The sequence below is a fragment of the Clostridioides sp. LIBA-7602 genome, assembly GCF_056688945.1.
On record NZ_CP196991.1, the window covers coordinates 3,500,316 to 3,514,166 of the forward strand.

Sequence of the window (13,851 nt, forward strand, 5' to 3'; positions counted from 1 at the left end):
CTAAGCCCTGTCCTTCCTTTTCATCAATAGCATTACTACAATTGGTGCTCCTAATAAAGATGTTATTGTGCTTATTGGTAATTCTATTGGCGACAGAATTACTCTTGATATTAAATCACAAAGAGCTGTAACTATACTTCCTAAAAAAATTACCACTGGTATTAGCACTCTATTATCTGATGTCTTAAATATCAATTTTGAAACTTGTGGTACTGCAAGTCCAATAAATCCTATAGGTCCTGCAAATGCTGATACTATTGCTGCTAGTATACTAGATATAAATACTACCAAAAATCTAAAAAATTTTATATTTATACCAATACTTTTAGCATATTCTTCTCCTAATAAAAAAGCATTTAGAGGTTTTATTATAAAGATACTCATTAAAAGACCTAGAACACCAATCAATATAAGTATCTCTACTTTTTCCCAGGTAAATCCAGAAAAACTTCCCATAGACCAAACAGTGAATTCCTTTAATTTTTCACTATTTGCAAATGATTGTAGTACATTAGTTATACCACTACATACATATCCAGTCATAATTCCTATTATTAAAAGAGTCGTTATATTCTTTACCTTACTTGCAAATAAAATGACTACAGACATTACAATCAAAGCTCCTATAAATGCTGCCACAAATATACTCATTGAAGTTATATTTTCAAATCCTAATGTATATCCACCCAAAATCATAAGTGCTACTGATAAAGTAGAACCTGAAGATACACCTAATATATATGGTTCAACTATTGGATTCTTAAAAAATATCTGTAGTAAAATTCCTGATACTGCTAAACAAGCTCCACCCACCATAGTTGCAAGTACTCTTGGAATCCTTATGTTGTATATTATTTTATAGTGTTCTGTATTATCCATACCTCTTAATACAACATCTATTATTTCTTTAAACTCAATTTTTACAGAGCCAAATGCTACACACACTAAAAAAGTAAGTATCATGCCTATAATTAGTCCTATAAATATTGTAGTATTCTTTATTCTCATTTTATTGATAAAATCCATTTATATACCCCTCTTAACAAATCTATATTAACTAAAATCCATAAAACTCATCTTTTAGTGTCGTATTATATATTATTTATCATAATTTATATAATGTTTAATTTTTTCACCTGTAGTACCTGGATGAAACATCTCAACTAAATCTACTATTAATTCATCAGTCTTATCTACTGATTGATAATAATCTGGAGCAAATACCCACAAGTTACCATTTTTTACAACATTCAAATCAGCCAATACAGGTGCACTAGATTTTATAGACTCTAAGTTTGGTGCATAATCTGAGCTTGATGAGTATACAAATATATCTGCATCCTTTGCAACTTCATGTAGTTGTTCAATACTCACTCTTCCTTCATTTGAATCCATTGAAGCACATGCATTTATTCCACCAGCCATTCTTATCATATTATCTACATATGAATCTTTAGGTGCTACATAAGCATTTCCTTCATATACAGATGCCCATACTACCTTAGGCTTGTCTTTGTTTTTTATTTTTTTACTTACTTCTTCTATCTTTTGTACTGTCTTATTTAATTCACTAGTGGCTATATCTTCTTTATCATAAAATGCAGCTATTAAGCTTGTCCATTCCATTCTTCCAAATGGATTTTGCTCTTTATATTCATTATCTACAACATAGTTAAGTCCTAATTCTTTTAGTTTATCAATAAATTTTGTATCAGCTTCTGATAAACCACTACTAACTATAGTTAAATCAGGGTTTAAGTCTACTATTTTTTCATAATCTGGTGCTAAGTTTGAACCAACATAATGTATCTTTCCGTCCTTCATCAAATCTTTAATTTCTTTGATAGTCCAATACTGTTCCTCTGTTGTTACTGCTTTTATGCTATCTAGCTCACCTATTGTTCTTAGAGAACAGGCTTGTGTTGTAGATGCTATTAAGACATTATCTACAGGTGTTCTAACTATATTAGCATTTTTATACTTTTCAGGAACTTCAATTTTTTTAGGAATTAAAATTAGTTCTCTTTTATCTCCATCAGTTACTTTTTTAATTCCATCCTCTAAGTCTTCAACACTAAACCCACTTGCATATTTTAATTCTAACTTCTTACCACTACTAACTTGTGCATTCTCTTTATCATTTTTACTACATCCTATAAGACCTCCTACTAAAAGAACTATCATAATACTTAGAAAAAATTGCTTTAAAACATTTACTTTAAATTTCATCTCTTTCACTCCAATATTTTATTTTTTATAAGTGGTTAAAAATTCTAATAACATATACTTTTAAAATATATCTCATTAGAACTATATTAAAGTCATCTTTAATAATTATAACCTTTTAATAAAATAAAAAACTTCTCCTAATTTAGAAAGGAGAAGTTTATATATCAATTTTACAAAAAATGAATTGATATTTCATTTTATTATAAATTACAATTTCCACCCTAAACTGAACCTATGTAATACTGGGCAGGTCTCCTGACTCACGGCTTTTCCTCTATCATCCTTCCCAAAATCTATTACACATCTCAGTGGATTTTGATTTCGTATCCGTATACAGTAGCGGGGGCTGTAGTGAATTTACATCACTTTCCCTATTAAACTAATAAGTACCCTAGTATCATTTTATTTAATTTTTATTAACATAATTGTAGTTTATTGTTGACCACTTTGCAAGGTTGATTTAACATATAAAAAAAAGAGTGCTTAAAATGACTATAAAAATCAGTTTAAAACACTCTTCGTTTTTTACTATATATCTAATTAACCAGTTAACATATATTTAATTCATTCATTAATTTTTTAATCTCATATACTTGATTTTCATTTGGCTTTATAAAAGGTGCAGTCATGTAATCACTCACTTGTAAGCCTCTAATATTCATTGCTTTTTTCATTGCTGGTATAAATGGGTTTGTTATTAAATAAAAATCCATAGCTTTATTTATATATTTTTGAATTTCTATAACCTTATCCATATCTCTATTATTATAAGCTTCTGCCCATTTTGAACAAACTTCTGGAATTAAATTTGATAGACCTCCTATACAACCTGCTCCTCCAGACATTAGATTATGTATAAAGTTTTCATCATAACCACTATATATCTTAAAATCTGGAAACTCTGCTTTCATAGTATTTATTAAATCTCTAGTGTGTCCCATCAAAGTTACTGTATCCTTATAACCAACTATATTTTTATGCTTTCTTACAAGTCTTAATGTAAGTTCTGGACTCAAATCATAACCAGTTCTATCTGGATAATTATATAGATATATTTCAGCTTCTGTATTTTTAGCTATTTCGCTATAAAACAACTCAATACTGTCATCATCAAGAGAGAAATAATAAGGGCTTATTATCATAACTCCATCTGCTCCACTATTATGTGCATAATTTGAAAGCTCTATAGACTCTTTTATACTCATACGGCTTGTACCTATAAACACTTTTACTCTCTTATTAACATGATTAATTACTAAATCTATAAGTTCTTTTTGCATATCCATAGACATATTAAAGAACTCTCCAGTACTTCCCATTACAACTAGGCCATCTACTCCTCCATCTATAAGATGGTCATAGACTTTCTTATTTCCTTCTTTATCTAAATTTCCTTCTTCATCAAATATTGTAACCACTGGTGTCAAAAATTCTGCTTTCATAATTTAAACTCCTAAAATTTATTTTAATATGTTCATTTAATACATTCAGGTTCTGCCTTAACATTACCTATATTAAAACATTTACTTAATGTAATTTCTTAAAATTCCAATACTTTCAACCTCACATTCAATTACATCTCCACTACTCATATATCGAGGAGGTGAAAAACCCATACCAACTCCAGAAGGTGTACCAGTAGCTATAATATCTCCAGCCTCTAAAGTCATACCTTTTGAAAGTTCTGAAACTATGTCTGAAATGTCTGATATGAATAACCTTGTATTAGAATTTTGTCTTTCTTCACCATTTACTCTACTGCATACCTTAAGTTTTACAGGAAAAGAAATTGCACTTTTATGTACGATACATGGCCCTAAAGATGTAAATGTATCTAATCCCTTTCCTCTAAACCATTGAACATGCTCTTTTTGTAACTTTCTAGCAGAAATATCATTTATAACAGTGTATCCAAAGATATAATCTTCGACCTCTTCTTTTTTAATATTAACACCTGTTTTACCTATTACTACTCCAAGTTCAACTTCATAGTCTAATTGACTATTTATATCAAAATGACCATCTATCTTATCTTCTGGGCCTATAGCTTTTGTAACACGTTTTGTAAAATAGACTGTTTTTTGTGGTTTTTCAAAACTATCATCAAAGTGAGTTTGAGTTTCTTCAAGATGGTCTTTATAGTTCACTCCCACACATAAAATATCGTGTATAGGTTTTTCTATAGGAACATGTATAATACATTCTTCTCTTTTAAAAACATCATAATTATGGAATATATCTTCCTTTATAGTACTTTTCAGTCTAATGATATCGTCTTGAGATATATTTTGAATTAAATCATTTAAGTTCTTAAAAGATTTGCTAAGATTTAAGGAATTAATATCTATAATAAATAATTCATCTTTAGAAAAAACTCCTATTCTTTTACATTCATTTTTTCCTTCAGTAAAACTGACAAACTTCATAATCTCACCCTTTATTAAAATTCTATGTATTCGTTTTTTAATTAAATCTTATACATAGTTACATACTCTAGCTATTGCCATTTCAGTATATCCAAGAGACTCAGCCTTTGATTGTTTTCCATTTGCTACATCTACAATCATATTTAATAAATCATCTGTTAATTCTTCCATTGTTTGTGGACCATATATAACTGGGCTAGCATCAAAATCCATATTGTCTTCCATATTTGCAAAAGTTATTTTGTTTCCAGTTATCTTTATTACAGGAGCTATTGGATTTCCTGATGGAGTTCCTCTACCTGTACTAAATACTACTATTTGAGCTCCTCCTGCAACCATACCAGCGACAGATGAAGCATCATTTCCAGGTGTATCCATTATAACAAGACCTTTTTTATCAATCTGTTTAGCATAATCATACACTTCACTTATTGGTCTATGACCACCTTTATGTATACAACCTAGTGATTTTTCTTCCAAGCTTGTCAAGCCACCAGCTATATTTCCAGGAGATGGATTTCCTTCTCTTACCTCTTCTCCAACTAATTTTAACGAATTTTCATATCTATGCACTATATGTAATATTTTTTCTTTTACTTCTTCATTTACTGCTCTTCTAGCTAATATATGCTCTGCTCCTATAAATTCAGTAGTTTCACTTAAAATTGATGTTGCTCCTAAATCAACAAGTCTATCACTTAATTCACCTATTAGTGGATTTGCTGCTAATCCACTTGTTGGGTCAGACCCTCCACACTCAGTTCCTAGTATAATCTCAGATATTGGGAATTCTTCTTTTCTAAGTAAAGATGCCTCTTGAGCCATTTCTCTAGCATAACGAACAGCCTTTTCTATAGTTTTCAAAGTCCCATGTTCTTCCTGTATTACAAGGGTTTTTATTGGCTTGTTTGTTCTCTCTTTTATTGCATCTACTACCAAATCATTTTGACAATTCTCACATCCTAAAGATACCACTATTACCCCATATACATTTGGATTTGCTGCATATCCAGCCATAACATCCATAGTCAATTGTTGGTCTGAATTTACTTGTGAACATCCATTTTGATTATTAAAAGTAACTGCTCCTTGAACTTGAGACGCTATTATTCTAGTTGTATCTGATGCACAAACACTAGTAGGTAATACTAATATGTGGTTTCTTATACCAACTCTTCCATCTGGTCTTTTATATCCATAAAATTTCATACTGATTTCCTCCTAAAATAGTCTATATACCTTCTGTAATTTTCATATATTATAACTTTTTGTTACACTCACTAATCAAATAGATAAAATCTTATTTGATAATAATTAAATACTAAAAGACAATGAATTTAACTTCTATAAATTTATAAATAAGTATTATTTTATACATTGCCCATAGCTTGTTTGTCCAAATCCTCTCTAACACTTCTAACATTATGAATATGTACATGTTGACCAATCTTTATTTCCTGATTTGCTTCTCCTATATGCTCTCCATATTTAGTAACTTTGTCACCTTCAGCCATATCTTTTATAGCCAATTTATGATAAATAGTTATATCATCTAATGCTTTAATTGTCTTTATTGTTTTATCTTTTAATTTAAAACTAATTTCGCTATTCTTAGTTATTGCTTCAATAGCTACTGCAACGTTATCTTTTTCATCAATTATCACCGCATTTATCATTATTCTTACTCTCCTTTGTAAATAATATAATTTTATTAATATCCTAAAATCTAATTAAAGAATTTGCTATTTCAATAGTAACTCATGTAATATTAAGCTGTTATTGTCCCATCCTCATTTTGTTTTGGAAACTTAGGACATCCATACTTCTTAGCCCACCAACTAGTTATAAGAGGAACTAATATTGCAGTGACAACTACTGCGGCTGCTACTTGAGTTGTTGCTGTTGCAACATATGGTTGCCATGATGGGTCAACTAATGCAACAGCAGCGGGTACAGCAATTGCATTTCCAGCAGTTGTAGCTACAGCCCATCCTGCATATCCTGGACGTTTTCCTATAAATTTATCACAGAATACTATAAATATACCTCCTACAAACACAGATATTAATCCAAGTATTACTCCTGATAATCCTCCTTTTAGTATGCTTGCAAGGTTTATACTACTACCTAGTGCAAATCCTACAAAAGGTACAAGCAAATTACATCCTGGCTCTAAAAATTCTTTCATTTTTTTATCAAAATTACCTATTATCATACCAACAAGTATTGGTACTATTGCAGCCAATAAAGACAAAAAAGGAACATTTGCAAGACCTGAAGTCCCAAGAGCTATTAATGTAAAAAATGGTCCATCATTTAAAGTAAGTAAACTCATAGTTGCACAATCTGTTTCATCTCCATATGAAGTCATCAATGAAAGATATATACTACCATTACTATTTGTAACTGCACTTATAACAGCCAATGTTGTAAGACCAAGTACTCCATCCATTCCAAATAGTTTACCTATAAGGATACCTATTAAAGCACCTATAGCAAATTTGGAACCCAGAAGTATTCCACCTCTTTTTAAAACTTTTGGCATTTCTCTAAATTGAAGTTGAGTTCCTAAGCACACCAGTTGAACTCCAATTATAGTTGCAGACCCAACACTTGAAAATACTGCTGTTGTAAATGAACCTATTTGCACAATATCTGGGCAAAATGTATTAATGAAAGCTGCTATAAACATTGGAACTATCATCATACCTGCAGGAATTTTTTTAATAAAATCCATTATCATAAAGTTACTCCTCCTAAAACATGATATTTAATTACTCTTATTAAGTTTTTAGCTTTAATTCTAACGGCCGTTTCAGTTCGTATTTAAGAACTAAGTTTTTATTTACGAATCTTTGAATTAATGATAGCATTTTCCTATTTATGAGTCAATAAGAAAAATAAATTTTTGTCAAAATTTTTTCAAATTATCTGATAATATACTATGTATTATCAAATAGCTTCATTATATGCAAAAATACAAAGCACTCAAAAATATATAGTGCTCAAAACTATAAAATTTTTTATACAATTCGAATAATAGACAAATTATAAGATATAATTCACAATATTTTGATATATCTATATAAAATACAACTATTAAATAGATTCTCTTAAATTATATAACTAAATATCACCAACTTTCTTTAGGTATATTTTGGAAATTAATGTAATTATTGATGTAGAACCTTCTAAAAAATATCTACCAGTCTTTGAGTCAAGAGCTTATTTATGTACAGATCTACATATTTATTTTCCACATTGTAAAATATCACATAGTGTGCTAAAATCAACATATTCTAATACTTTAAATTAATAAAAATAGGGGGGAAATTTATGACTTCAGATAATCATCGCCCAACAGCTAGGATATTAGATATTTTAGAAGCATTAGCTGAGTCCGAAAACGGATATACTCTCACAGAAATAGCAGATGCTATTAATGCTCCAAAAAGTAGCATCTTTCCTATAGTTCATACACTTAATGCTAGAAAATATATTACTATTGATAAGAATACATCCAAATACTCTATAGGGATACGTTCTTACACATTGGGGTCTTCATTTTTTGAAAAGAGAACTATTTTCAATTATGTAATTGAAGAAATGACTAATATAGTTAATTCTTGTTCTGAAACTTGCCAGCTTGGTATCCTTGACAACAATGAAGTTCTTTATGTTGGTAAAGTAGATTCTCCAGAACCAATTAGACTTATTTCTTATGTTGGTAAAAAAATACCTGCTAATTGTACAGGCCTTGGAAAAGCTCTTTTATGTGATTTTGATAAGGAAACACTAATAAGTTTATATCCAGATGGTTTAAAAGGCTTTACAGAAAAATCAATTACAGACTTTGATGTTTTATATGAGCAACTTCTTGAAGTTAAAAAAACACAAATAGCTTCAGAATGTGAAGAATCAATGCAACATCTAAAATGTCTTGCTGTGCCAATAAGAAAAAATGGATGTATAAGAGCTGCTGTTAGTGTAACATTACCACTGTTTAGAGCTAATGAAGAAAAAATAGAACTGATAAAAGAATTACTTTTAAATGCTCAGAAAAATATTCAATCTATGATGGAAGAACGCAATGAAGATATTATAATAAATTAAGTTAATATTTAACAGATACGACATATTGAAAATTGTAATAATTAAAAATTCTATTTTAAACTGGCATATTTATTTGATTTATACAATAAAAAACAAAGCTACTGATTTAACTACAGTAGCTTTGTTTTTTTATGATAATTTTTATTTTTTTATTGACATGATAAAAATACTATGTTAAATTCTAATCATAATCGTATTTACGAATTAAGTTCTTATATAAGAACTCACATATCTGTATTAATCTAAGCCATAATTATATGATAAACAAGCTAAAGAAAGATTATTAGATATATATTTCTTATATAAAAATCAATTTAAAATAAAAGGAGATTTTAGTTATGAGCATTTATTATGTACCACCAATAAATTTACTTGGAAAAGGATGTCTTAATGAAGCTAAAGATTCAATTAAATCACTGGGAACTAAAAAAGCATTTGTTGTTAGTGATAAATTTCTAGTTTCAAATGGTACTGTAAAAAAAGTAACAGATATTCTATCTCAGATAGGTGTAGATTTTGCTATTTATGATGAAGTTAAACAAAATCCAACTGTAACTAATGTAAACAAAGGACTTGAAATATTAAAGTCAAAAAATTGTGATTTTGTTATTACAATAGGAGGGGGTTCTCCACAAGACTGTGGTAAAGCTATTTCTATATTAGCTACTAATGGAGGAGATATTAGAGATTATGAAGGTGTCAACAAAACTTCTAAAAAATGTCTTCCTATTGTAGCTATAACTACTACTGCTGGTACATCTGCTGAGGTTACAATAAACTATGTTATAACTGATGAAGACAGACATGTAAAAATGATAATGGTTGATACTAATTCATTAGCTACAATGACAGTAAACGACCCTGAATTAATGATTAGTAAACCATCTAATTTAACAGCAGCAACTGGTATGGATGCGTTAACTCATGCTATAGAAGCTGTAGTAGCTAATGGAGCTTATGATGTTACAGATTCGACTGCCTTATATTCTATAAAACAGATATTTAAATATCTTCCAAGAGCTGTTAAGAATGGTAATGACATAGAGGCTAGAGAACAAATGTGTTACGCTTGTTTCTTGAATGGAATTGCATTTAGTAATGCAGGACTTGGAAATGTACATGCCATGGCACATCAATTAGGAGGTTTATATGATTTACCTCATGGAGTATGTAACGCTATGCTACTTCCAATAGTTGAAGAAGAAAATGCCAAATCTGCTCCTTCTAAATTCCGTTTAATAGCTGAAACTATTGGAATGGATGTACATAATAAATCAGATAAAGAGTGTGTTGACTTTGTAATAAATAAAATAAAAACTCTTTCTGAAGAAGTAGGAATCCCAAAATCTTTAAAAGATGTAGGTGTTGATAATCCTAATTTTGAGTTACTTGCAGAAAACTCTATGAAAGATGCATGTGCTGGAGCCAATCCTGTTTTCTTTGATAAAGATAAGCTTATAGAATTATTTATGAAAATATCTTAATTATAACAACCTACCCCATAAATTAATTATGTATATTTATAAGGGAGTGCCTCAAAATACCTTTATTTTATTATTGGCACTCTCTTATTACATCGTTCAAATCGTAATTCTTGTCAAATACTAACATATAATATTATTAATTAAGAATACTAGCTCTTAATTAACAAACCAAATATTTTATTAATGAATTATAACAGTTGTTGTATCAGGTATATTATCGTATATCCATTTTGCATTTTCTGTATTTAGTCTTATGCAACCATGACTAAGAGCTTCACCAAGTCTACCATCTATTATATAACTGCCTGTTGAATCATATAATACAGAATGATAATAATATCCACCTTTAATTCTAGTAGCGTACTTAACTGAATACTCATCTGTTCCAAAAGAAGGTTTTCTTCCACTTATATAAAATATACCCGTTATAGTCGGAGTTTCAGGCTTCCCTATAGTACATTGCCACTTGTAAAGTTGACCCCAACTTCCATTATCTTTCTTAAAAATATAAGTATATTTATTTCTAAGGTCTGTCACAATTAGATAATCACTCGTACTTTTAATATTATTTTCATTAACAAACTTTGTCATATCAGTATAAAAATATTTATAATCTAACTCATTAGGTTTATTTCCATCAGTTGATAAGAAATAATTAAAAACATATCCTATTTTATCATCATATATAACTTTACTCCAATCCCCATCTACTTCTAAAACTTCGACCCTAGACTTTTCGGGAATTACTGTAATTATATTTGAAGTCGTAGATTTGTCTTCCCTTAAATTTAAGTTACTCCAAGTATATTCGCTTACTGATACTAAGTCCTTATATACATACCCTTCTTGAGAATTATACACTACTTTAATCCATTCATCTTCTTCATCTAATACCTCCATTTTTGCTCCTTGAGGTATTACAGTTATAATACTTGAATTTGTAGATTTAGCAGACCTCAAATTTACATTTACTAAAGCATATTTATATACAGGTGCTCTATATTTTTTAATATTTATTTTAGTTAACTTCACACATACCATCCTCTCATATGTCTTTTTACAACATTTTATGAAATTCGATATGTATTCGTTCTCCTATTTTCAAACTTTACTTGTATTACTGATAATATTGCTCTATACAAACTTATCTTTTCTCATTTATATTTATCTATTTATTTAAATTTACAATATTACAATCCTTAATATATCCTTCAATTATACCTCTAGTGACATTAAAATAGCTTATGCATTTATCAACTATGACTGCATCACTACTAACTACTCTATCTAATTTTTCTAATACGACATCTGCATTTTTTACTAGCTCCACCTCAGCTTCAATTCCCCATATTTTAGCATATTCCAGTATCTTATACTTTAAATTTCCTGAATTAGAAACTGGAGAATCTAGGTAAAATCTAATTTTTTGTGCATTGTATTTATTAAAAAAGTCTCCTATCAACTTTAAGGCTTCTTCTGTTTTATCTATAATCTTATATGTCCCCCTAAGCCCTGCTAAGTCTCTCATATTACCATCACTACCTATTACTAAAGTTCCACCAGATAATGCAACTTCTATAGCTATTATCAAATTAAAACCATCTATATTTATAAGCCCTTCTTTGATTTTATCTAGAGAAAGTTTTTTTGACTGTCTTGTTATATTTTTTTCTTCAGTGCATACTGCCCTTTTTAGTGCATCTCTTTGTCTTATGGAAAACTGATACCTATCTCCAACAAAAGTAACAACTGGGTCTATTTTATAATCCCTATTTATTAACCATTCTATTTCTTCCTTCGCTTTTGTAAGTCTTATTAATTCATTACTTGAAAACCATCTCTTATCATTCTCATCAAACCCTCTTTTAGATACTTTATTCATATGATTTCACCTCCCTATTTTAAACATTGCCTTAATATCTTAAGTATGATAAACTTACTCTTTTAAAATATTTTTGATACTATTACATTATCCATTTAAGTTATCCAATACTTAAATTATACCGTTTAATTCCAGTTTATAATGCAAAATAATAAATTCTATAGTATATTTGTAACTTTACAATACAAAAAGGATACTATTAGTAATTTATTATAGTATCCCTTTTATAAAATCTATTTATAATGATAATTTTAGGCTTTATATATTAAATTTATGTTATACTTCCTTTATCATATTAGGAGATAAAATATCATTAAGAGCTTCTGTCATAGTTGGATGTGCATAAACACGGTCTCTTAAATATGAGTACTCTACTTCTAAATCTATAGCTAATTGAATTAAGTGGATAATCTCACTTGAATCTTCACATATCATAGTAGTTCCAAGTATCTTATTTGATTTTTTATCTATTACAATCTTTATAAACCCATCTGTCTTACCGATTTGCTTAGCTCTTGGAATTGCTTCAACTGGCATCTTTGCTACTAATACTTCATATCCTTTTTCCTTAGCTTGTTTAACATTAAGACCAACTCTTGAAAATGCTGGACTTATAAATATAGAGTTTGGTATATTTTTTCTATCACTATTGGTTCTAGTCTTATCTCCAAATAATTGATTAATAATTATACGATAGTCATCTAGTGAAATGTAAGTAAATTGTGGACCTCCATTTATATCTCCTATAGCCCATATATGATCTTTGTTAGTCTTAAGAGTATCTGATACTTTAATAAATCCTCTTTCATTTAATTCTATACCTGCATTTTCTAGTCCTAATCCTTCAGTATTTGCCTTTCTTCCTGTGGCTACAAGTATCATATCGCTTGTTAATTCCTGTAATTTACCTTCTATTTCATACTCTACTATAGCTAAGTTAGAAACTTCTTTAATCTCTTTTATCTTTGCATTATTTATAATTTTTACATTTCTCTTTTCAAGTAGTTTTATTATTTCTTCTGAATCTTCAACATCTTCATTAGGTAAAATACCATTATTTGAATTTAATATTGTAACTTCTGCTCCAAATGAACTGTAAATACCAGCAAACTCTAGACCTATAAAGCCAGCTCCTATGATTGTCATTTTTTTAGGTAGAGTTCTTAGATTCATAAGAGACTCACTATCATATACTACATTCTTATTTTCCACGCCTTTAATATTAGGTATAAATGGTCTTGAACCAGTATTAATAAATATCTTATCTGCTACTAACTCATAAACTTCGTTTTCAGTTTTAACTTGAACTATATTTTCATCAATAAAAGTTCCCATTCCTGTGAATATAGTTACATTCTCATTTGAATTTAATTTATTATAGTTAGCTTCTCTAAGTTTTGTAATTAAAGTTTCTTTTTTATCTATAGCTTTCTCATATTCAACTTGAGCTTCATCCCAAGAACTTATATGTTTTGTTTTTATACTGTTTGCTGAATTCTCTAAGCTTTTAGTTGGTATACATGCCACATTTATACATGTTCCACCATACATCTTATTTGATTTTTCTATTAAAGCTACTTTTAATCCTTTATTTGCCAAATCTCCTGCTAGTGTTTTTCCACCTTTTCCAAATCCTATTATTATTGCATCAAATGTTTTTTTCATATAATTTTCAACCCCTTCTTGTGTTATTTATACTTTTACTATAACAAGATTA

The 13,851-nt window shown here is 29.0% G+C and carries 12 protein-coding genes and 1 riboswitch; of the genes, 2 read left to right on the top strand and 10 right to left on the bottom strand.

The features are described 5' to 3' along the window. The 7 genes from ACTG45_RS16385 to ACTG45_RS16415 all read right to left on the bottom strand — a co-directional run bounded on the left by ACTG45_RS16385 (position 1) and on the right by ACTG45_RS16415 (position 7,398). Positions 1-1,026: a FecCD family ABC transporter permease gene (locus ACTG45_RS16385; RefSeq protein WP_021385863.1), complete on the bottom strand. Its 1,026-nt coding sequence runs from the start codon at positions 1,024-1,026 to the stop codon at positions 1-3. Between the two features lie 72 nt (positions 1,027-1,098). After that, on the bottom strand, positions 1,099-2,229 hold the full coding sequence (locus tag ACTG45_RS16390) for an ABC transporter substrate-binding protein (protein WP_479919400.1): 1,131 nt from the start codon (positions 2,227-2,229) through the stop codon (positions 1,099-1,101). A 228-nt stretch (positions 2,230-2,457) separates the two neighbouring features. Further along, positions 2,458-2,639, bottom strand: a riboswitch (cobalamin riboswitch). Positions 2,640-2,777: 138 nt separating this feature from the next. Continuing rightward, a complete protein-coding gene (locus tag ACTG45_RS16395; protein ID WP_021385868.1) occupies positions 2,778-3,671 on the bottom strand; it encodes a dihydrodipicolinate synthase family protein in 894 nt (297 codons plus the stop codon). 81 nt (positions 3,672-3,752) lie between these two features. Continuing rightward, complete coding sequence (locus ACTG45_RS16400; RefSeq protein ID WP_021385904.1) at positions 3,753-4,655, bottom strand: fumarylacetoacetate hydrolase family protein; 903 nt, start codon at positions 4,653-4,655, stop codon at positions 3,753-3,755. 48 nt (positions 4,656-4,703) lie between these two features. Continuing rightward, on the bottom strand, positions 4,704-5,864 hold the full coding sequence (locus ACTG45_RS16405) for a UxaA family hydrolase (protein ID WP_021385940.1): 1,161 nt from the start codon (positions 5,862-5,864) through the stop codon (positions 4,704-4,706). A 161-nt stretch (positions 5,865-6,025) separates the two neighbouring features. Continuing rightward, positions 6,026-6,331 carry a UxaA family hydrolase gene (locus tag ACTG45_RS16410; RefSeq protein WP_021385903.1) on the bottom strand — a complete coding sequence of 102 codons (306 nt, stop codon included), beginning with the start codon at positions 6,329-6,331 and terminating at the stop codon, positions 6,026-6,028. A 92-nt stretch (positions 6,332-6,423) separates the two neighbouring features. Beyond that, on the bottom strand, positions 6,424-7,398 hold the full coding sequence (locus ACTG45_RS16415; protein ID WP_479919401.1) for a 2-keto-3-deoxygluconate permease: 975 nt from the start codon (positions 7,396-7,398) through the stop codon (positions 6,424-6,426). Positions 7,399-7,991: 593 nt separating this feature from the next. Between ACTG45_RS16415 and ACTG45_RS16420 the strand changes: the two genes are divergently transcribed. Both ACTG45_RS16420 and ACTG45_RS16425 read left to right on the top strand, forming a co-directional pair. After that, positions 7,992-8,768 carry an IclR family transcriptional regulator gene (locus tag ACTG45_RS16420; protein WP_021385900.1) on the top strand — a complete coding sequence of 259 codons (777 nt, stop codon included), beginning with the start codon at positions 7,992-7,994 and terminating at the stop codon, positions 8,766-8,768. Between the two features lie 338 nt (positions 8,769-9,106). Next, positions 9,107-10,252 carry an iron-containing alcohol dehydrogenase gene (locus tag ACTG45_RS16425; protein WP_479919402.1) on the top strand — a complete coding sequence of 382 codons (1,146 nt, stop codon included), beginning with the start codon at positions 9,107-9,109 and terminating at the stop codon, positions 10,250-10,252. A 180-nt stretch (positions 10,253-10,432) separates the two neighbouring features. Here ACTG45_RS16425 and ACTG45_RS16430 read toward each other — a convergent pair whose 3' ends face one another. The 3 genes from ACTG45_RS16430 to ACTG45_RS16440 form a co-directional block, all read right to left on the bottom strand. Continuing rightward, positions 10,433-11,284, bottom strand: a complete 852-nt coding sequence (locus ACTG45_RS16430) for a L,D-transpeptidase family protein (protein ID WP_479919403.1) — start codon at positions 11,282-11,284, stop codon at positions 10,433-10,435. A gap of 136 nt (positions 11,285-11,420) precedes the next feature. Further along, positions 11,421-12,134 (bottom strand): DUF434 domain-containing protein, encoded by a 714-nt coding sequence (locus ACTG45_RS16435; protein ID WP_479919404.1) that lies wholly within the window; start codon positions 12,132-12,134, stop codon positions 11,421-11,423. A 276-nt stretch (positions 12,135-12,410) separates the two neighbouring features. After that, complete coding sequence (locus tag ACTG45_RS16440; protein ID WP_479919405.1) at positions 12,411-13,799, bottom strand: dihydrolipoyl dehydrogenase family protein; 1,389 nt, start codon at positions 13,797-13,799, stop codon at positions 12,411-12,413. Positions 13,800-13,851: the final 52 nt, after the last annotated feature.